Source organism: Vreelandella sp. 2A-K22 (genome assembly GCF_054065485.1).
Genome location: NZ_JBSUGC010000001.1, coordinates 486702 through 506543 on the forward strand (window position 1 = coordinate 486702; position 19842 = coordinate 506543).

Annotated in this window: 17 protein-coding genes; 13 read left to right on the forward strand and 4 right to left on the reverse strand. The window is 50.6% G+C overall.

Annotated elements, in window-relative coordinates; translation table 11 throughout:
* The first annotated feature begins 44 nt into the window (after positions 1 to 44).
* Together ACW17M_RS02280 and ACW17M_RS02285 are read left to right on the forward strand one after the other, a co-directional pair.
* A complete protein-coding gene (locus ACW17M_RS02280; RefSeq protein ID WP_457546845.1) occupies positions 45 to 785 on the forward strand; it encodes an SDR family NAD(P)-dependent oxidoreductase in 741 nt (246 codons plus the stop codon).
* A 72-nt stretch (positions 786 to 857) separates the two neighbouring features.
* Positions 858 to 1601, forward strand: coding sequence for a hypothetical protein (locus ACW17M_RS02285; protein ID WP_457546846.1), 744 nt, complete (start codon positions 858 to 860; stop codon positions 1599 to 1601).
* 100 nt (positions 1602 to 1701) lie between these two features.
* Here the strand turns inward: ACW17M_RS02285 and ACW17M_RS02290 are convergent, their stop codons facing one another.
* From ACW17M_RS02290 to ACW17M_RS02300, 3 genes are all read right to left on the reverse strand, one after another.
* Entirely contained in the window at positions 1702 to 2220 is a 519-nt protein-coding gene (locus ACW17M_RS02290) for an AmiS/UreI family transporter (protein ID WP_457546847.1), read from the reverse strand.
* Between the two features lie 102 nt (positions 2221 to 2322).
* Positions 2323 to 3933: a methyl-accepting chemotaxis protein gene (locus tag ACW17M_RS02295; protein WP_457546848.1), complete on the reverse strand. Its 1611-nt coding sequence runs from the start codon at positions 3931 to 3933 to the stop codon at positions 2323 to 2325.
* A 161-nt stretch (positions 3934 to 4094) separates the two neighbouring features.
* Complete coding sequence (locus tag ACW17M_RS02300) at positions 4095 to 5513, reverse strand: uracil-xanthine permease family protein (RefSeq protein ID WP_457546849.1); 1419 nt, start codon at positions 5511 to 5513, stop codon at positions 4095 to 4097.
* A 497-nt stretch (positions 5514 to 6010) separates the two neighbouring features.
* Between ACW17M_RS02300 and uraH the strand changes: the two genes are divergently transcribed.
* From uraH to ACW17M_RS02355, 11 genes are all read left to right on the forward strand, one after another.
* Positions 6011 to 6364 (forward strand): hydroxyisourate hydrolase, encoded by a 354-nt coding sequence (gene uraH, locus ACW17M_RS02305; protein ID WP_027957841.1) that lies wholly within the window; start codon positions 6011 to 6013, stop codon positions 6362 to 6364.
* A 75-nt stretch (positions 6365 to 6439) separates the two neighbouring features.
* Positions 6440 to 7648, forward strand: coding sequence for a urate hydroxylase PuuD (locus ACW17M_RS02310; RefSeq protein WP_457546850.1), 1209 nt, complete (start codon positions 6440 to 6442; stop codon positions 7646 to 7648).
* A 139-nt stretch (positions 7649 to 7787) separates the two neighbouring features.
* The gene (gene puuE / locus ACW17M_RS02315; RefSeq protein WP_027957839.1) at positions 7788 to 8711 is read left to right on the forward strand and encodes an allantoinase PuuE; all 924 of its coding nucleotides are present in this window, start codon (positions 7788 to 7790) and stop codon (positions 8709 to 8711) included.
* A 108-nt stretch (positions 8712 to 8819) separates the two neighbouring features.
* Complete coding sequence (locus ACW17M_RS02320; RefSeq protein ID WP_041157476.1) at positions 8820 to 9596, forward strand: IclR family transcriptional regulator; 777 nt, start codon at positions 8820 to 8822, stop codon at positions 9594 to 9596.
* A 65-nt stretch (positions 9597 to 9661) separates the two neighbouring features.
* Positions 9662 to 10498, forward strand: coding sequence for a bifunctional allantoicase/(S)-ureidoglycine aminohydrolase (locus tag ACW17M_RS02325; RefSeq protein WP_342585119.1), 837 nt, complete (start codon positions 9662 to 9664; stop codon positions 10496 to 10498).
* Positions 10499 to 10904: 406 nt separating this feature from the next.
* Positions 10905 to 12692, forward strand: a complete 1788-nt coding sequence (gene gcl / locus ACW17M_RS02330; RefSeq protein ID WP_027957836.1) for a glyoxylate carboligase — start codon at positions 10905 to 10907, stop codon at positions 12690 to 12692.
* Between the two features lie 74 nt (positions 12693 to 12766).
* Positions 12767 to 13543, forward strand: coding sequence for a hydroxypyruvate isomerase (gene hyi, locus ACW17M_RS02335; protein ID WP_457546851.1), 777 nt, complete (start codon positions 12767 to 12769; stop codon positions 13541 to 13543).
* A gap of 52 nt (positions 13544 to 13595) precedes the next feature.
* The gene (locus ACW17M_RS02340) at positions 13596 to 14480 is read left to right on the forward strand and encodes a 2-hydroxy-3-oxopropionate reductase (RefSeq protein ID WP_027957834.1); all 885 of its coding nucleotides are present in this window, start codon (positions 13596 to 13598) and stop codon (positions 14478 to 14480) included.
* 201 nt (positions 14481 to 14681) lie between these two features.
* Positions 14682 to 16004, forward strand: a complete 1323-nt coding sequence (locus ACW17M_RS02345; RefSeq protein ID WP_457546852.1) for a glycerate kinase type-2 family protein — start codon at positions 14682 to 14684, stop codon at positions 16002 to 16004.
* Positions 16001 to 17470 carry a pyruvate kinase gene (pyk, locus tag ACW17M_RS02350; protein ID WP_457546853.1) on the forward strand — a complete coding sequence of 490 codons (1470 nt, stop codon included), beginning with the start codon at positions 16001 to 16003 and terminating at the stop codon, positions 17468 to 17470. Before ACW17M_RS02345 ends, pyk begins: the two co-directional genes overlap by 4 nt.
* A 134-nt stretch (positions 17471 to 17604) precedes the next feature.
* Positions 17605 to 18321, forward strand: a complete 717-nt coding sequence (locus ACW17M_RS02355; RefSeq protein ID WP_027957831.1) for a GntR family transcriptional regulator — start codon at positions 17605 to 17607, stop codon at positions 18319 to 18321.
* A gap of 76 nt (positions 18322 to 18397) precedes the next feature.
* Here ACW17M_RS02355 and aceF read toward each other — a convergent pair.
* On the reverse strand, positions 18398 to 19842 hold a 1445-nt coding region (gene aceF, locus ACW17M_RS02360; RefSeq protein WP_457546854.1), incomplete at its 5' end, for a dihydrolipoyllysine-residue acetyltransferase.

The following is a 19842-nucleotide window of genomic DNA, read 5'->3' on the forward strand; positions in this document are numbered from 1 at the left end:
GGAAACATCCTCGCTTCTTTTATTTAATAAGCTGGGTGATCCTTATGTCTAAAAAACTTCAGGGACAAGTTGCTCTTGTCGTGGGTGGCGCTAGCGGTATCGGCCGGGCTATTGCGGAGTGTTTTCATGCGGAAGGGGCCACCGTTGCTTTGGCTGATCTCAATCTTGAGGCATGTGAAGAAATAGCAGTATTACTTGGTGACAGTGCTACTCATCATGGTGTCGATGTCGCTGATGAAGCTTCTGTACAGTCGATGGTTGATGAGGTGATAAGTCATCACCAGACTATCGATGTGCTGGTCAATTGCGCGGGTATCCTGGATGAAACGCCTTTTTTGGAAATGTCTGCTGAGAAGTTCGATCGCATGATCAGCATTAACCTGCGCGGCGCTTTTTTAGTGGGGCGCTATGTTGCAGCGGAAATGGTTAAACAAAAAAGCGGTCGGATTATCAATATTTCCTCCCAGCTAGCACTCAAGGGAGGCGTGGGCCTAGCACACTACTGCTCAGCGAAGGCGGGGCTATTGGGGCTTACTAAATCGATGGCGAGAGAGTTAGCGCCTTATGGGATTCTTACCAACGCCATCGCCCCAGGCCCTATTCTAACGCCGATGCTAGAAGGGCTTAGTAAAGAGTGGGTGGCCAATAAAGAAGCCGAACTTCCTCTCGGTCGGTTTGGAACAGCAGAAGAAGTGGCGCCCACGGCTCTTATGCTCGCTGCCTCTCCCGATGGCGATCTTTACCTTGGGCAAACGCTCGGGCCTAACAGTGGCGACGTAATGTAGTGGGCTGAAAATAGACTTATGCTAAGCCTTATTCTTGTAAAGTGGCTTTCCACCACGTTAGTGGTGGTCTGCGTGTCAATTGCAGCCGTTCGCCTGGGCCCTAAGATCGGAGGTGTTTTGGCAGGTACGCCAATAGTGCTGGGCCCAGGCTACTTTTTCATGATTCGCGAGCAATCCGACTCATTCGTCGCTGATGCGGCACTGGGCTCTTTGCATGCTATGTTAGCGACGTTGATATTCTGTCTTAGCTACGTGCTGCTTGCTAAACGATTAGGGGCTTTTGCGAGTGTTGCTTGCTCTGCACTCATTTGGCTGTTTGCAGCAGCAATAGCGAATCAGCTACCAGGAGGTGTTTTCTTAGCACTGGCATTTTTTGGGGTAACGTTACTGTTTTCGCGAGCTTACATTAATTCAATGGGGCTCTCTTCCAAAGCCGTTTCGGAGCCCGTACGTTGGGGAGACTTGCTCGTTCGCGGTGTGTTAGCGGGCGGTGTTGTCTGCTTGGCGACAATTCTGTTGGTGAATGTCGATCCTGCTGTCTCGGGGATGGTGCTGAGTTTCCCCATCGGCATGTTAATGATTGCTCTGACGCTTCATCAGCGATATGGCGTTGAAGTAGCGCGTGTTACGTTAGCCAATACGCAGCTTGGAATGCTCAGCTTGGTAGCGTTTAGTGCTGTGTTGAGTGCAAGTGTAGAGTTCTTGCCTTCAAACTTTGCCTTTTGGCTTTCATTGTTTTTATCTCTTTTCGTTAGCACTTTTCTGTGGCTTTTTAGTAGATGGGAGAATAGGCGTAGATTTATTTATAAGTCCTGACTTTCTTCGTGCTTCATATTGATGTTAATGCAGCTTATTGACGAGTGAACTAATCGTCGGTGGGCCTGCCGCTTTGAAAGGCAGCGAAGACTTTGTTGCCTTAAGTGCTAATTCCTCCTAGTAAAATCATGACGCCTGGAATCCAGCCGGTAAAGATCGCGCAAAAAATGGTATAAGTTGCAACGTACCGCTGAATAGGCTTCGCTAGCGCTAATAGGTAGAAGAAACTAAGCCATAAAAGAGACCATGAAAACCAGTTAACCGTATTCCATAATTTGAAACTTGTCGTGTAGCCAGCGATTGAGTGCACACCAATAACCGCGGCGGTGATGCTTACAAAAAGACAGAACCAACCTAATCCTTTGCCATCAGATTTTAGCCACTGATTGGCACCTACCCAAAGATAGGTTATTGAAAATAAGAGCGTAAAAGCCCCTGCGCTAATCTCAACCGTGTTGTTAGGGTCTTTGAAAATTAAGTGCATGGCTATAATAAAGCTGAGCAACCCAACCAGGACGTTGATGATTGAGACTTCTTGGTTGCTGATTTTTCCCAGCAGCCAGATACCATTTATAAACAAAACAGCGCCCACATATAGCAATGTAAGACCCAGGATCATACTGTCTTGCTCCAGATGTTTATTTTTAATAAAGCCACGTGCTCGTTCCCGTGGCTTTGCTTTAACGGTAGGGTGCTTTTAGTAAGGCACTACTGTGTATCGTTAGTGGGTATTGACCGCTTGCGCCGTTAGCTGCGGTGTTGATTCATTCAGCTTAAACCGGGCGACGATGGAGTTGAGGCGTTCGGCCTCATGCTGAAGCTCGATGGCGGCCGTACTGGCTTGTTCGACCATCGCGGCATTTTGTTGAGTCGTTTGCTCCATATCGTTAGCTGCGATATTAACTTCTCGAATACCCGCGCGTTGCTCTTCGGTTGCTACGGATATCTCGTCCATTAACGTGGTGACCTGGATCACCGATGCCATGATTCGCGCCATGGTTTCGCCTGCTTTATCCGCTTGATGCGTGCCGGCTTCTACCATATTGACCGATGTTTCAATCAGCTTTCGAATATCCGTTGAAGCGCTAGCGCTGCGGGTAGCGAGCTGGCGTACTTCACTGGCCACTACCGCAAAGCCGCGGCCATGCTCTCCAGCACGTGCCGCTTCTACTGAAGCATTGAGGGCGAGAATATTGGTTTGGAAAGCAATGGAGTCAATCAGTTTGATGATGTCGGTGATTTTCTGTGAGCTTTCGCGGATGTTGTGCATATGGCTAATGACCTCCATAACCACACTACCGCCTTGATCCGCAGTGTTCGCCGCTTCACGAGCTACTTGTCTTGCTTGGATAGTGTTTTCGCTGTTGCGCTCCATTGTTGAGGTCATTTCTTCGATGCTTGACGCGGTTTCGGTTAACGAGGCTGACTGTCGTTCCGTACGCGCCGAGAGATCCTGATTACCTTTGGCGATCTCTTGGGCGCTGGTAAATACTTCGCTACTGCTTTCTCTAACCGTCATAACAGTTCCGAGTAAGCTTTGCTGCATATGACGCAGAGAGGTGAAAAGCACGCCGATTTCATTTCGACCGCGGGTTTCCACTTCTCTTGAAAGGTCGCCTTCCGCCATGCTCTTGAAATGCTCGGTAATGCGGTGCAAAGGCCGTATTAAATTAGCACCTACGCCCCAGTAAACAATCACGGTAACCATGAGCGCTATAATGAAGACGGTGATGATGGTAATAGTGGAAAGGCTGATGACAGAGTCAAAATTGGTCAGCCGGTTGTTACCTTCTTTTTCTACTTGATGAAAAAAACCAATCGCATCTTGATAGAAAGCTGCATAAGCCTGGTAAGCGGCGTCACGCTGTTCGCGGTAAGTAACTGTATCGCCTTCATACAATGCAGCTACTTGCGGCAAAAGGTGTACATCTATCATGGTGTCAAAGCTTGTTACGATAGGCGAGATGATCGCCTCATGGGCTGCGTCGGCGGGCAGTGAGATAAAATTCGAAAACACGTCTTGGGTACTATTAAGTGAGCTATGCAGCTCATTAGCTCGCTGCTGCCTCTCTTCATTGGTAAGCGTTGTTTGTGGCTCAATCAATTCCTCATAAAGGCGCGCCATGCTAAGGCGTGTGGCTTGTAGCGTAGAATTAGTTCGGTTGAGACTAGCCTGCTGGTTAACATTGACATTAGTGAGCTGCTCGATGCTTTGTTGGCTGTGATTGACGGCATAAAGCCCTGTGCCACTGAGCACAAGAAGCATAAGTAAGAATGAGAGTAGAACCAGCGTCCAGCTCATCCTTAAAGTCATATTATCTAATATACGCATTTATATTCCCAAGTTAACCTATAGAGCCATGCACCTTAACCACAAAATAGAACTGCCAGCGCACGCAGCAGTTCTATTTAATGGTGGCCAAATGGCTTCTAATTAGGTGTACATAAAACTGTTTAATTAGAGTGGGTGCTGTTTTGTGAGATTTTCTGGCTTCATTTGTCGCTGTCGGCCTTGGCCGCCTCAGCATCTGCTTTGGCGATCGCCTCTCGCTCTTTTTCCTCGTCGGTTAGTGATTTGTTAGGTAAGGCTATGTTAAGCGTGAAGGCTGTTATCGCAGCAACTACAAGAGGCGCACCACCAATCAGGTCTCTCAACACCGTCGGAAACTGCTCAATGGCTGAGGGGACAGAAGCGATCCCTAGGCTCAATGCTAAAGCGAGCCCCACGATCGTCATATTTCGAGCGGACATTTCATCTTTTACCAACAGCTGAATCCCCGTCATGGTGATCATGCCGAATACGGTAATGGTTGCTCCACCCAATACGGGATAAGGAATGGTGGTCATGATTGCCCCAAACTTTGGGCTAAGGCCGGCCAGAATCATCATGATGCCCGCCAGCGCCAGAACATAACGGCTAATAACCTTGGTCATCGCCACAATGCCTACGTTCTGGCTGAAGGTGGAGGTAGGTAATGCACCGAAGAAAGAGCTCAGGGTGGTAGTCAGGCCATTGCCCAGTAAACCTCCCGTCAACTCGCGAGTCTTCAGCTCGCGATTCATGCCGCCGACGGTTGTTGCGGACAAATCGCCGATAGTTTGTACGGAATTGATGATGCAGATAACGACCATAGAGGCGATAGCGGCCGCGTGAAATTCCATCTCGAAAGGCATTACCTTGGGTATGGCCACCCAGGAAGCATTGGACACGCTATCGAAATTGACCATGCCAAGGGCGAGCGAGAGCAAGTAACCCACGACGATGCCAACAATGATTGCGGAAAGCTTCACCACGCCTTTACCGAACTGAGCGGCAATCAATACTGTGAGTAGCGTTACCACCGCCACGACCCAATTAATCGGATCGCCAAAATTGGGTGCGTTTACGTTGCCACTGCCCGCCATGTAACGAATAGCAATATCGTAAAGTGATAAGCCAATGACCAATACCACTGTGCCTGCGACAACAGGCGGAAAGAGGTGGCGGATATACTGGATGAAATAGCCCACTATCACCATGGTCATACCGCCGATTAACTGGGCGCCAAGAATCCCTTCAATACCATACTGAGCTCCTACTGCGACCAGGGTTGGTACATAGGCAAAGCCTACGCCAAAGATGGCGGGCAAGCGGGCGCCAAATTTCCAAACACCGTAAAGGTGGAAAACAGTACATACCCCTGATGCCAGCACGGCAATCTGAATAAGCAGGAGTTTTTCTTCTATGCTCGCCCCGACAACACCGGCAACGATAATAGGCGGAGTGATGACGCCAGCGATCATGGCCAATAGATGCTGAAGAGATAGAGGCAAAGCCTTTGAAAACCGCGGTTTTCCATAGAAATCAAACAGAGAGGTGTTCTTTTCGCTCACGCGTTTCCGATCTTCGGAAGAGGCTAATGCATCATTCATAGATGAGTCTCCATTGTTATTGTATTCAGTGCTATTAATTTTTTGTTTATCTGATTTGATCATACTGTACACAAAAATAAATCAGAAAATAAATAATTTTGCAGCCATCCTTCAACCCCATATCAGCAATGTGCGTTTTTTCCGGATAACTATACCTAGAAAATAATACTGGTATGCCCAGTTTCTTCTAACAGGAATTTAATTAAATTTATTAAATAACAATTACTTACATTTGTATTGCCTGTTTTACATCTACCTGCTGTAGCCGATCTTTCTAAAGATAAATTCCCTTAAGGAATGCCTACTAAAGTCGCATTCGCTGACGTTGGTCATCAAAATATTCCAAAAATGTATACAGAAAATATTTGAAATGTGTCCATTAAAGAGCTAAAAATGTTGACTATAACCACATGAACGCTTTTTAGACTGTGCTAATACTGCGTTGCCAATGATGAGCTAGCGGCACAGGATTCGCGGAAAATCAGAGGAGAGAGGTGATGGGAAAACTGACAACACATGTTTTGGATACAGCCCAAGGCTGCCCTGGTGAAGGAATTAAAATAGAGGTATTCCGTTTAGATGGGGGGCTACGCCAGCTTCTTAAAATAGTTAAGACCAATGACGATGGTCGTTGTGATGCTCCAATACTTGAAGGAAGTGAATTAGTAAAGGGCAATTATGAAATGGTGTTCCATGCAGGTGACTACTTGATGCGCCAAGGCTTAAAAGCGCCAGAGCCGAGCTTTTTGGACATCATACCACTCCGTTTCGGGGTTAATGATGCGGCGCAGCACTATCATGTGCCGTTATTGCTAACGCCATATGCCTATTCGACTTATCGCGGCAGCTGAACATCCATTTTGAGCGTCAATGTACGTTTTGTAGTTAGCCACCCAACAATAATCAAATGAGGCGAGGTTCCCCTAATGGAAGCCTATTTACTTGAATTTGGAAACTTTATGCTGCGCTGGCTGCATGTCATCGCGGCCATCGCTTGGATAGGCGAATCCATCTATTTTGTGATGCTGGACAACGGCCTCAAAACACCTAAAGACGAAAACTGCCGCCAAAAAGGGGTGTTTGGTGAAATGTGGGCTGTACATGGTGGTGGTTTCTATCACAACCAGAAATATGCAACGAGTCCAGAAAAACTACCGGATGATCTGCACTGGTCGTTCTGGAAGTCTTACACCACATGGCTGTCCGGTTTTGCCCTGTTCATCATTTTGTATATGGTTAACCCAAGCTTCTACTTGGTGAACCCCAACAGTAACTGGGAGTGGGCGGCTAACCTTGCTGGTTGGGAAGCTAATATCCTGGCGCTGGCCTTCCTGCTACTAGGGTGGGTTGTTTATAACGAGATGTGTAAGCGTATCAGCCCGAACATGGAGCGTGATGGTCTCTTGAGTATCGGCGTAGCGGTCATGATGATCGTAGTTGCCTACTTGAGTACTCAAATGTTTTCGGGGCGCGCGGCTTTCCTGTTAACAGGGGCTGTGATGGCTACTGCGATGTCGGCGAATGTGTTCTTTTGGATTATTCCTGGTCAGCGTCGCATGGTAAAGGCGATGAAGGCTGGCGCAACACCCAATCCGCTTGATGGTAAGCGTGGTAAGCAGCGCTCGGTTCATAACACCTATTTCACCCTGCCCGTCGTATTGTTGATGATCAGCAATCATTACTCCTTTGCTTACACTCATGAGCATGCATGGGTGCTGATGACACTCTTTATCTTTGCGGGTGCATTGATTCGTCAATACTTTGTCTTAATGCATGCGGGTAAAATTCAGCCAATTTATCCCATTGCTGGTGTTGCTCTTCTCTTAATAGCTTTTTGGGTGGCTATGCCTGCGCAAAGCTCGAGTCAATCTGGTGCTCAGGCAGCAGAAAAGGGGTCAGATATCACCGAGATCGGTGCCGTCATAGAGCAACGTTGTGTCGCTTGCCACTCACAAACGCCGACACAGCCAGGCTTTTCTGCTCCTCCTGCTGGTTTTGCATATGACGAAATCGAGCAAATCATTAAACAACAAGAGAGCATTAAGCGAGTAGTAGCGAGCAGCTATATGCCGCTTGGCAATATGACGAATATGACGGAGGAAGAACGTGCATTGATTGAGGAGTGGGAAGAGTAAGCGTCTAAATAATTCGTACGTATTTAACGTCAGTGCTATTTAAAGCCTGCCTTATGGTGGGCTGTATCTTTCGCTATGTACATTTTTATTGTTTTTAAACACTCATTAGATCGCTGTTTTATAACAAGGAACTTGCATCATGCATTCGCCCAATTATCCTCGTGACTTGGTCGGCTATGGCTGTAATCCCCCTCAGGCCAATTGGCCTGGCAAGGCGAAAATTGCTGTGCAATTCGTGCTGAACTATGAAGAGGGTGCAGAGAACTCGGTACTACACGGCGATACCGGTTCCGAGCAGTTCCTTTCCGAGATAGTCGGTGCGCCTGCTTTTTCCAATCGCCACCTGAGCATGGAATCCATTTATGAGTATGGCTCCCGGGCAGGGGTATGGCGAATCTTGCGTGAATTCGAACGACGTGGTTTGCCGCTGACCATTTTCGGTGTGGCCATGGCGCTGGAGCGTAACCCCGAGGTGGCTCATGCCTTTCAGGAGTTGGGTCATGAAATTGCGTGTCACGGCTATCGTTGGATCAATTATCAGGAAGTGCCAGAAGCGCTGGAACGCCAGCACATGGAGCGTGCTATCGAAGTGTTTCAGAACCTTTACGGCGCGCAGCCGCTGGGTTGGTATACCGGCCGTGACAGCCCCAATACGCGTCGTCTGATATTGGATCAAGGCGGTTTTTTGTACGACAGCGACTACTACGGTGATGACTTACCGTTCTGGACACGCGAGAAGGACAGCCAGGGCCATACGCACTCTCATCTAGTAGTGCCTTATACACTGGACTCTAATGATATGCGCTTTGCCTCGCCACAGGGTTTTAATACCGCTGATCATTTCTTTAGCTATCTGCGTGATGCTTTTGATGTGTTATACGCGGAGGGAGCAGAAGTGCCAAAAATGCTCTCTATCGGCTTGCATTGCCGCCTGATAGGACGCCCTGGCCGTTTTATCGCACTCCAGCGTTTTCTTGATCATATTGAAGCGCATGACCGTGTCTGGGTCAGTCGGCGCGTGGATATCGCCCGGCATTGGGTAAAGCACCATCCCGCCTACTGAGCTTATCGATGCAGGTCTAAAGAAATATTTATTAGTAATTTCTTATCTACTAAGGTCCCTTTTTTTTGTTCGCCTAAAAGCGATAACCCTGAAGCGAGTGAACGAGCCATGAGTGACAAGGATAACAAAAAACATCTGATACCCGCGCTTGAACGAGGGCTAATGATCTTAATGGAGCTCAATCGTCATCACCGAGAGATGAGCTTTTCCGAGCTTGTTAAGCGAGTGGGTTATCCACAAGCAACTTCGCATCGAGCGGTTCAGACCTTGGAGCACATGGGGTTTCTACGCCATCACCCCGTCACCGGTTTATATTCCCTGGGGGTCAATGTATTGCGCCTAGGCTTTGAGTACGTCGCTTCGCTGGATGTCGTACAGATTGGACAGCCGGTTATTGAGTCTTTGTGTGAGCAAACCGGTTGTTCAAGCCATATCGCTATTCGAGATGGTCGTGATGCCGTCTATGTGGCGAGAGTTGGGGCATCGAACGCTACTATTCGCCGTGTGAGTGTTGGAACCCGCTTACCGTTGCATTGCACTTCTTTGGGACGAATGCTGCTAACCGATCTATCACGAGAGGAATTCGAAACTCTTTATCCACCAGATTACCTTTTAGATAAGGAACCGGGTGCTCCAGCCAACCGAGATGTTCTCTGGGATTTAGTGCAGGAAGACCGGCAGCGTGGATATGTTATTGCGGACTCCTATTATCACTTTGGTATCTCTTCTGTTGTCTATCCCCTCTATAACCATGATGGCTCTATGGAAGGCGTTATCAGCATTATGGTGCCCGTACATGAAGTCCCTGCCGAAAAGCGTGATCGTTTACAGAGCTGCGTGGCTGAAGCTGCCGCAACCATTTCCGCTATGTTGGGTTACGGATAAATTTCTTGATCCCTTTTATATATAAAAAAACCAAACGATAAAATGACCACAATAAAGGAAAGATGATGGCCAAGCGTAACTATTATGCCCCCAAGGGAGGGTTGCCAGCACAGACACAACTGCTGTCGGATCGCGCCGTGTTTACCGAAGCCTATGCAGTGATACCTAAAGGGGTCATGCGTGACATTGTGACCAGTAATTTACCGTTTTGGGATAAAACCCGCTTATGGGTATTGTCTCGTCCACTGTCTGGCTTTGCCGAAACGTTTTCACAATACATTATGGAAGTATCTCCAGGCGGTGGCAGCGAAAAGCCGGAACTAGATCCGGCAGCCGAGGGGGTGCTGTTCATCGTTGAAGGCGAACTGACTCTCACCCTGGCGGGTGAAACACACCTTATGCAGCCCGGCGGCTATGCTTTTTTACCCCCAGGTATTAGCTGGCAGGCGCATAACAGGGCTGACGAGCCGGTTCGTTTTCATTGGGTGCGCAAGGCTTACGAATATGTTGAAGGCATTAAAGCACCTGCGCCTTTCGTCACTAACGAAAACGCAATTGAACCATCGGCCATGCCGGGTACCGATGAAAAATGGGTGACTACACGCTTCGTCGAACCGGATGACGTCCGCCATGACATGCATGTCAATATCGTCACTCTGCAACCTGGAGCCGTCATCCCTTTCGATGAAACCCATGTCATGGAGCACGGGCTTTACGTGCTCGAAGGTAAGGCTGTTTATCACTTGAATCAGAGTTGGGTTGAAGTCGAGGCTGGCGACTTTATGTGGTTGCGCGCGTTCTGCCCGCAGGCCTGTTATGCCGGCGGCCCAGGGCCGTTCCGCTATCTGCTCTACAAAGACGTTAATCGCCATATGAAACTGGGTTGCGTGGGGGCACGCTGAGGCGTTACCTGGCACGAGTTGAAGCCGAGGGTGATGGCGATGACGTATACACTCTGATCAATAGCTTTATTAGCCAGTTGGAATGCCTTTGGCGCTAAATTTTCTCGAATGTCATCTGCTATCTCTTAAGGTTTTTATAGGCTAACAGCCAAGGCTGTTGGTCTATTAGTTGTGCCTGAATTTCCCTCCTTGGTTCTACGATTCCACCTCCGCACTATGTGCATTTTTCTGTAGCTTTTATTTTAATAACCTTCTGTTTATTAAGGAAATATTTCGGAGTTAAATTTTTTATGGAAATATTTTCCATAAAAAATTGACACTCATCGAGTAGGCGCCTATTTTTGAATACAAGAACAAATCGAAAATGAATACAGCAATTGTATTCAATTGTTGAGGAGAAATTGTAATGGCTAAAATGACAGCTGCGGAAGCCGCCATTCACGTTCTGAAGAAAGAGGGTATCGACGTTGCCTTTGGGTTGCCGGGGGCCGCAATCAATCCTTTTTACGCTGCCATGCGTAAGGTGGGTGGAGTCGATCACATTCTGGCACGCCATGTTGAAGGGGCGTCGCACATGGCCGAGGGTTATACCCGAACCAAAGCGGGGAACATCGGGGTATGTATCGGTACTTCTGGTCCCGCCGGCACCGACATGATCACCGGGCTGTATTCCGCCAGCGCCGACTCCATACCGATTCTGTGCATCACTGGTCAAGCGCCACGGGCCAAGTTGCACAAGGAAGACTTCCAGGCCGTGGATATTCAGACCATTGCCGGGCCGGTCACAAAATGGGCGATTACCGTGATGGAACCGGCCCAAGTGCCGCGGGCCTTCCAGAAAGCCTTTCAACTCATGCGCTCAAGCCGCCCCGGCCCGGTGTTGATCGATCTGCCGATCGACGTTCAGATGAGCGAAATCGAGTTTGATCCGGATACCTACGAATCACTTCCGGCCTATAAGCCGTCTGCTTCGCGTGCCCAGATTGAAAAAGCGTTGACCATGCTCAACGAGTCCGAAAAGCCGCTGTTGGTCGCGGGGGGCGGGATCATCAATGCAGATGCCGCAGAACAACTTGTCGAGTTTGCCGAACTTACCGGCGTGCCGGTCATTCCGACGCTGATGGGCTGGGGTACGATTCCCGACGATCACCCGCTGATGGCGGGCATGGTGGGCTTGCAGACATCTCATCGATACGGCAACGCAACCATGCTTGCCTCGGATTTCGTGATGGGCATCGGCAACCGTTGGGCCAATCGCCACACCGGTAACGTCGAAACATATACCAAAGACCGTAAGTTTGTTCACGTCGACATCGAGCCGACGCAGATCGGGCGTATCTTCGGCCCTGATTACGGCATCGTTTCTGATGCCAAGCTGGCATTGGCACTTTTCCTTGATGTGGCTCGGGAAATGAAGGCGAAGGGCAAGCTCAAGGATCGCAGTGCCTGGGCCGCGGAGTGCCAGGAGCGCAAACGCACGCTGTTGCGCAAGACGCACTTCGATAACGTGCCGGTCAAACCCCAGCGTGTTTATGAAGAAATGAACAAGGTGTTCGGCAAGAATGCCCGCTATATCAGCACCATCGGTCTGTCCCAGATTGCGGGCGCTCAGTTCCTGCACGTTTACAAGCCGCGTCACTGGATCAACTGTGGCCAGGCGGGGCCGCTAGGCTGGACCATTCCAGCGGCGTTGGGCGTTTGCCGTGCTGATCCTGAAGCTGAAGTGGTGGCACTTTCCGGTGACTACGATTTCCAGTTCATGGTCGAAGAGCTGGCGGTCGGGGCGCAATTCAACTTGCCCTATATTCATGTGCTGGTGAACAACTCCTATCTCGGGTTGATTCGTCAGGCCCAGCGCGGCTTCGACATGGATTACTGCGTGCAGCTCTCTTTCAAAAACATTAACTACACCGACGAAGAGGCTGAATTAGCTGAATACGGTGTAGACCATATTGCTGTTGCCGAAGGCCTGGGTTGTAAAGCGCTGCGCGTACTAAAGCCTGAGGATATCGCTCCGGCATTTGAAAAGGCCCGCGAACTGATGCGTGAACATCGCGTACCTGTAGTCGTTGAGATCATTCTTGAGCGCATCACCAATATCTCAATGGGTACCGACCTTGATGGCGTCAATGAATTCGAGGAACTGGCTGAAAACTTGACGGATGCGCCTAGCTCCATCGCCAGTTTGACCTAAGCTTGGCCCTGGTGACCACCGAGGTTCGGCACCAGGGCAATTATTATCACTAGGATAAAAACAAGGAGACTTGCATGCCCAAATTTGCCGCGAATCTCAGCATGATGTTCACCGAAGTAGACTTCCTCGATCGTTTTCAGGCCGCCGCCGAGGCTGGGTTCGAGGGGGTTGAATACCTATTTCCCTACGATTACACGGCGGCGGAAATCAAAGAGCGTTTATTAGCCAACGGCCTTACCCAGGTATTGCACAATTTGCCTGCGGGCGATTGGGCAGCGGGTGAACGCGGCATCGCTTGTCACCCGGATCGGGTGGAAGAATTCCGGATCGGCGTTGATCGTGCCATCGAATATGCCACTGCTTTGGGGTGCAAACAGGTGAACTGCCTGGCGGGCATTAAGCCTCAAGGTGTAAGTGATGACGAGGCACGCAGCACGCTGATTGAAAATCTGCGCTATGCCGCTGAAAAGCTCGAGTCGGTTGGCATTTTACTGTTGGCGGAGCCGATCAACACTCGTGATATCCCAGGCTTTTTCCTCAACCGCACCGAGCAGGCTCTGGCGCTGTTCGACGAGGTCGGTAGTGACAATCTGAAGCTGCAATACGACATCTACCACATGCAGATCATGGAGGGGGATCTAGCGCCCACGATAGAAAAGCATCTGGGCTGTATCGCGCATGTGCAACTGGCGGATAACCCGGGCCGTCATGAGCCGGGTACCGGTGAGATCAACTACCCTTTTCTGTTCTCACAGCTTGACCACCTAGGTTACGACGGCTGGGTTGGCTGCGAATACAAGCCCAAGACGTCGACGTCGGAAGGGCTGGTTTGGTTAGAGGCGGTGCGCTGAACATCCCAAGTATGAATAAGTACAAATTGCGTTAGTTTGAAGGAGAAAGAGGATGAGCAAGATTGGTTTTATCGGTTTAGGCATTATGGGACGCCCAATGGCAGGCCACCTGCTCGATGCGGGCCACTCTTTGGTGACCGTCAAACGCGGCCCCTTGGACGCAACGCTTGCCGATAAGGGCATGCAAGAGGCGGCTAATCCAAAAGCGGTTGCCCAGGCGTCCGATGTCATTATCACCATGGTGCCGGATACGCCAGATGTAGAGAGCGTACTGTTCGGTGAGGACGGCGTGATAGAGGGCCTCAAGCCCGGCACCTTGGTCATCGACATGAGCTCCATTGCCCCAATGCAGACCCAGGCATTCGCCAAGCGCATTACTGAAGCCGGTGGTGAGTTTGTTGATGCCCCTGTTTCCGGTGGTGAAGGCGGTGCGATCAATGCCGCGCTGACCATTATGGTAGGGGCGACGGACAAAGGCTTTGAAAGGGCTAAGCCGCTGCTTGAAGTCGTCGGCAAGGTCATTACGCACATTGGGGGTCACGGAGCAGGCCAGACCTGCAAGGTCGCCAACCAGATCGTTGTTGCACTGACTATTGAGGCCGTTGCAGAAGGGCTGCTGTTCGCCTCCAAGGCCGGTGCCGATGTCGCCAAGGTGCGTGAATCCCTGTTGGGCGGCCTCGCTCAGTCGAAAATTCTGGATGTGCATGGCGAGCGTATGATTAAGCGTACCTTTGACCCTGGCTTTCGCATCCGCCTGCATCAGAAAGATCTCAACTTGGCATTGGAGGGTGCACGTAGCCTTAACCTCTCTTTACCGGGTACGGCAAATGCCCAACAGCTGTTCCAGGCATGTGCCGCTAATGGCGGTGCCGATTGGGACCATGCGGGAATCCTGCGTGCCCTGGAAAAACTGGCGAATTATGAAATTGGCCAGTAATGCCTTTTATGGCGCGACTGACTGATTGACGGAGGTTTCATTATTGTTTTACGGCGGGCATCGTTCTGCGGCCCGCCCTTGTTATTGTATGTGACTCGTTGCCTTTTCCCGGTGCAAGACCTCCGTTCCGTTATGTGTCTTTCACCGGTTTTTTTGCCCCTTTTTTCTATTCCCCCCGGCCCTTGCCTGTGGAGTCTACCGATGAATGCCCTTTTTCGCTTAGCACCCTTTACTAGTGAAGAGGCCTCGCGCCAGTGGTTAGTGCACCTGGCTGAAACGGCCATCGCTGCGGTGCATCCTTTCAGCTTACTGCCAGACCAACTACCAGAAAAACCGGCCGGACGAACCATTGTCGTCGGTGCTGGAAAAGCCGCCGCTGCTATGGCAAGCGCACTAGAGTTAGCTTGGGTTGAGCGTGCACGTAACAACGATGAAGCAATTGACTTGGACGGAGTGGTGGTGACTCGCTATAAACACGGTGCTGATTGCCAATATATCGAAGTGTTAGAAGCCTCCCATCCCATGCCCGATGCTCTTGGTGAGCAAGCCGCCAAACGTATGCTTGAAGCGGTGAAAGACCTCAGCGAAGACGATCAAGTGATTGCTTTGATCTCTGGGGGCGGCTCTGCATTGATGACGCTACCCGCCGCAGGTATCAGTTTGAAGGACAAGCAGGCTGTTAACAAAGCGTTGCTGCGCTGTGGCGCACCGATCCGCGAAATCAATACGGTGCGGCGTCACTTGTCTGGGATCAAGGGTGGTCGTTTGGCTGCTCACGCTCACCCAGCTCGGGTGGTGACCTACCTTATTTCTGATGTGCCGGGTGATGATCCTACACTGATTGCTTCAGGTCCCACCCTGCCAGATAACTCAAAACCGCTTGATGCCCTGGAGATTCTCGAACGCCACGCCATCGAGGTTTCTGATAACGTGCGTCAACATTTGATGGCCAATCACGACGCGCCTCAAGCCTCTAGCCCTGAGTTTGCACGCGACCAGTCCATAATCCTGGCGCGAGCCAGTGATGCCCTTGAGGCTGCTCGACTCAGTGCCGAAAAAAGTGCGGTCGACATCAGAGTGCTGGGCGATGATTTGGAAGGTGAAGCTCGTGATTTAGGTATTGCTCAAGCGCGTATGGTGCGCAAACTGCAAAGTGAAATTAAACGTCCACTGCTGGTGCTCTCCGGTGGTGAGACCAGCGTCACTGTGCGTGGCGATGGGCGTGGCGGGCGCAATGTCGAATATCTATTAGGGCTTTTCGACACACTTGAGGGTGCAGAGGGCGTTTATGCACTCGCTGTCGATACCGATGGCATTGATGGTTCTGAGGACAACGCCGGTGCTGTATTCGGCCCCGAGAGCTGGCAACGTGCAAAAGCCTTGCAGTTGTCAGCAAAGGATTATCTGAACCGTAACGATGCTTACAGTTTTTTTGCTGCTATTAACGACCTGGTTGTGACCGGTCCGACCCGAACTAATGTCAATGATTTTCGAGCTATTCTTGTTCTCCCGAGGCCAGCATGAAACCAACCGCTTATACCCCCATTCGTCGCACCAAAATAGTGGCAACCTTAGGCCCCGCCAGCGACCGTGAAGGTGTACTGGAAGGTATGCTGCGGGCAGGTGTGGATGTCGTTCGACTCAATTTCTCCCATGGTTCGGCTGATGATCATCGCCGTCGGCTAGTCGAAGTGCGTGAGATTTCTCAACGTCTAGGCCGAAGCGTCGCGGTGTTAGCTGATTTGCAAGGCCCTAAAATTCGTATCGCTCGCTTCAAGGACGATTCGGTTTTGCTTGGAGAAGGCCAGCCCTTCGTGCTTGATATGTTGTTGGATAGCAATGCCGGCGATATCACACGCGTCGGTTGTGATTACAAGACGTTGGCGGGCGATGTCATCGTGGGTGACCGCCTCCTGCTTGACGATGGTCGTTTGGTGCTCGAAGTCAGTGCCATTGAGGGCCAAGAAATCCATACTCGGGTTGTTGTTGGAGGTAAGCTTTCCAACAACAAGGGCATCAATAAGGAGGGAGGCGGGTTGTCTGCGGCCGCTCTTACCGAGAAGGATAAACGAGACATTAAGACCGCCGTCGAAATAGGTGTTGACTACCTTGCGGTATCTTTTCCACGTAGCGCTGCTGACATGCAGGAAGCTCGCAAGCTGCTGGGTGAGGAGGGTAAAGAAATCGGTCTTGTAGCGAAGATTGAGCGTGCCGAAGCGGTGGCGGATGATGAAATTTTAGATGGCATTATTAAGGCATCCGAAGTAGTCATGGTGGCACGGGGTGATCTGGGGGTAGAAATCGGGGATGCTCAGTTGATCGGCGTGCAAAAACGCATGATCAAGCGCGCGCGTAGCCTCAACCGTGCGGTGATCACCGCCACGCAGATGATGGAGACGATGATTAGTGCGCCGCTGCCAACGCGTGCTGAGGTTTTCGATGTTGCTAATGCCGTTCTTGATGGCACGGATGCGGTGATGCTATCCGCTGAAACCGCAGCTGGGGACTTTCCTGTAGAAACCGTGAAGGCAATGGATCGTTTATGCCTGGGGGCCGAACGTGAGCGGAGCGCTCAGGAGTCTGGCCATCGCATCCATCAAGATTTTTTGCAGGTCGATGAAACGGTCGCTCTTTCTGCCATGTACGCTGCGAACCATCTCGCTGGAGTCACCGCTATTGCCTGTATGACGTCTAGTGGTTTTACGGCGTTGATCGCCTCACGCATACACTCTGGATTGCCCATTATCGGTTTAGCGCAAAGTGAAATTTCTCAACGGCGTATGGCACTGTATCGCGGTGTGGTCTCTCTGGCCTTTGATACAACAAGTATGAAAGCCGAAGAACTCAATGATAAAGCAATAGAATTACTGGTATCTAAAGGAATTGTTTCCCAAAATGATCATGTCATTCTTACCCGTGGCAACCATATGAATGCACACGGAGGTACTAACACCATGAAAATTCTTGCTGTAAACCAGAGCATAAGATGATCGGAAACGCTACAAAAAATGCTTGAGTTAGCTCTCAATAAACAACCATCTTCAACGGTAAAGCATTGATCTTATGTTGGTTGTATTGGGGGATACATGTTAAGTTCCAGCGAGGATCGTTAGAGACAAAGAATATGAACCTCGGCTGGCATAAAAATCGCTTTAATAAACCCAAAGAAGGTCGCGTCGGCGACCAGGACATCGTTGACCACATCCGGTCGGCTGTGCTGATGCAACGTTTGACTCCCAATACTAAATTGCCTGAGATAACGCTAGGTGAAGTATTTGGAGTCAGTCGCTCGGTGGTGCGTAAGGCATTAACACGGCTTGATGCCGAGCATGTCATTGATCAACGCCCCAATCAGGTCGCTCGCGTGCGTGCTCCTTCAATCGAAGAAACTCGTGAGACCTTTTCTGCACGCAGGTTAGTCGAAGGTGAAATTGTTGCACTGCTAGCAGGCAAGTTGGAGACTAGCGCTAAGAAAGCATTGCAACAGCAAGTCGTACTTGAAAAGGAGGCTTATGAAAATAATAATGAACCAGCACGCATTGAACACTCTCTGAATATTCATCACCTTCTTGCCGAATGCTCACCTAATAGTATCATGGGTGCGATGCTTACTGATTTGGTACTACGCACTTCTATCGTTATTGCACTTTATAAACCACCGAGTTTATTGTCTTGTTATTTAGAGGGAGACCATGCTCAACTACTTTCGCATCTTGTAAATGGCGATGCTGAAGCAGCTCGGAACTCCGTATATACACACCTCAATAGCTTAGAATCCTTGCTTGTACTCACCTCCAGAGAACCTGATGCAGATCTTATGGCCATTTTAGGTGGTAATTAAATTAACAACGTAAAGTTTTTATTTAAATAAATGGCGCCTATCAAGGCGCCATTTTTAAGTCCTTTTTAATCGTTGATTACAACAGTAAGCGACGAATGTCGGTGAGCACATCGGCCAGGAAGGCAGTAAAGCGTGCCGCGTCGGCGCCGTTGATCGCGCGGTGGTCGTAGGAGAGCGACAGCGGCATCATCAGGCGCGGCTGGAAGGCACTGCCATCCCAAACCGGCTTTATCTGGGCTTTGGACACGCCCAGAATGGCCACTTCCGGCGCGTTGACGATCGGTGTAAACGCCGTGCCACCAATCGAACCGAGGCTCGAAATGGTGAAGCAACCACCGGTCATCTCGTCGCGCTTGAGCTTTTTGGTCTGGGCTTTCTTGCCTAGCTCCGCCATCTCCTTGGCAATCTCGATCAAGGATTTGTTATCGGCGTTGCGCACCACCGGCACCATCAAGCCATCGGGCGTATCCACGGCAATACCGATATGGACGTAGTTCTTCCATACCAGGGTTTCACCGTCACCCTTCAAGCTAACGTTGAACTGCGGGAATTTACGCAGCGCAAAGGCGCAGGCTTTAACCATAAACGGCAGCGGCGTCAGCTTGGCACCCTGGGCTTCCGCTTCGGCCTTCATCGCCTTGCGGAAAGCTTCCAGCTCGGTGATGTCCGCTTCGTCGAACTGCGTGACGTGGGGCACATTGAGCCAACTGCGATGCAGGTTGGTCGCGCCCATCTTGAGCAGACGCCCCATCGGCTTCTCTTCCACTTCACCAAACTGGCTGAAGTCGACTTCCGGAATGGGCGGAATACCCGCGCCGCCGGTGCCTGCAGCTGCCGCGCCTGGCTGAGCTTTACCCTGATTGGCAATCGCCTGCTTCACATAGGACTGTACGTCCTCTTTGAGCACGCGATCCTTCGGGCCGCTGGGCTTAACGAGTCCCAAGTCGACACCCAGCTCACGGGCCAGCATGCGAACCGCAGGGCCGGCGTGCACCAACTTGCCATCCCGGGGCTTATAGGCGGCCATCTGGGCTTCCGGGCTGGGGGTACCGGCCGGAGATTCCGCAGGCTTGCTCGGCTGAGCTTGTTCAGGCGGAGTTTTTTCAGACAAGGCTTTGCCTGATGGATCTTGTTCGGGAGCAGCCTTTTCCTGCGCGTCTTCGCTGTCGTCGCCGCCTTCTCCAGCAATCTCCATCTGGCCGATCACATCGCCTTCAGACACCGTGTCGCCCTCTTTCACGGTAAAGCTGACGATCTTACCGCTATAGGGGCTAGGTACGTCCATGGAGGCTTTGTCAGACTCCAACGTGATCAAGGTGTCTTCGGCCTCAACCTCATCGCCTTCGCTGACCGCGACGTCGATAATTTCGACGCTGTCCGAGCCGCCGAGATCAGGCACTTTGATATCCACCGTCTGCTTACCGCCGGCTGACTTTTTAGCCGCAGGCTTCTGCTCTTGAGACGGCTCTTTGGGTTTTTCTTGCTTCGCTGGGGCCTCTTCAGGCTGGCTGTCAGACGAGC

What these genes read in the sequence shown, in the direction of transcription:
- ACW17M_RS02280 (WP_457546845.1), top strand. Translation starts at nt 45, where the DNA reads ATGTCTAAAAAACTTCAGGGACAAGTTGCTCTTGTCGTGGGTGGCGCT.
- ACW17M_RS02290 (WP_457546847.1), bottom strand. Translation starts at nt 2,220, where the DNA reads ATGATCCTGGGTCTTACATTGCTATATGTGGGCGCTGTTTTGTTTATA.
- ACW17M_RS02295 (WP_457546848.1), bottom strand. Translation starts at nt 3,933, where the DNA reads ATGCGTATATTAGATAATATGACTTTAAGGATGAGCTGGACGCTGGTT.
- ACW17M_RS02300 (WP_457546849.1), bottom strand. Translation starts at nt 5,513, where the DNA reads ATGAATGATGCATTAGCCTCTTCCGAAGATCGGAAACGCGTGAGCGAA.
- uraH (WP_027957841.1), top strand. Translation starts at nt 6,011, where the DNA reads ATGGGAAAACTGACAACACATGTTTTGGATACAGCCCAAGGCTGCCCT.
- ACW17M_RS02310 (WP_457546850.1), top strand. Translation starts at nt 6,440, where the DNA reads ATGGAAGCCTATTTACTTGAATTTGGAAACTTTATGCTGCGCTGGCTG.
- puuE (WP_027957839.1), top strand. Translation starts at nt 7,788, where the DNA reads ATGCATTCGCCCAATTATCCTCGTGACTTGGTCGGCTATGGCTGTAAT.
- ACW17M_RS02320 (WP_041157476.1), top strand. Translation starts at nt 8,820, where the DNA reads ATGAGTGACAAGGATAACAAAAAACATCTGATACCCGCGCTTGAACGA.
- ACW17M_RS02325 (WP_342585119.1), top strand. Translation starts at nt 9,662, where the DNA reads ATGGCCAAGCGTAACTATTATGCCCCCAAGGGAGGGTTGCCAGCACAG.
- gcl (WP_027957836.1), top strand. Translation starts at nt 10,905, where the DNA reads ATGGCTAAAATGACAGCTGCGGAAGCCGCCATTCACGTTCTGAAGAAA.
- hyi (WP_457546851.1), top strand. Translation starts at nt 12,767, where the DNA reads ATGCCCAAATTTGCCGCGAATCTCAGCATGATGTTCACCGAAGTAGAC.
- ACW17M_RS02340 (WP_027957834.1), top strand. Translation starts at nt 13,596, where the DNA reads ATGAGCAAGATTGGTTTTATCGGTTTAGGCATTATGGGACGCCCAATG.
- ACW17M_RS02345 (WP_457546852.1), top strand. Translation starts at nt 14,682, where the DNA reads ATGAATGCCCTTTTTCGCTTAGCACCCTTTACTAGTGAAGAGGCCTCG.
- pyk (WP_457546853.1), top strand. Translation starts at nt 16,001, where the DNA reads ATGAAACCAACCGCTTATACCCCCATTCGTCGCACCAAAATAGTGGCA.
- ACW17M_RS02355 (WP_027957831.1), top strand. Translation starts at nt 17,605, where the DNA reads ATGAACCTCGGCTGGCATAAAAATCGCTTTAATAAACCCAAAGAAGGT.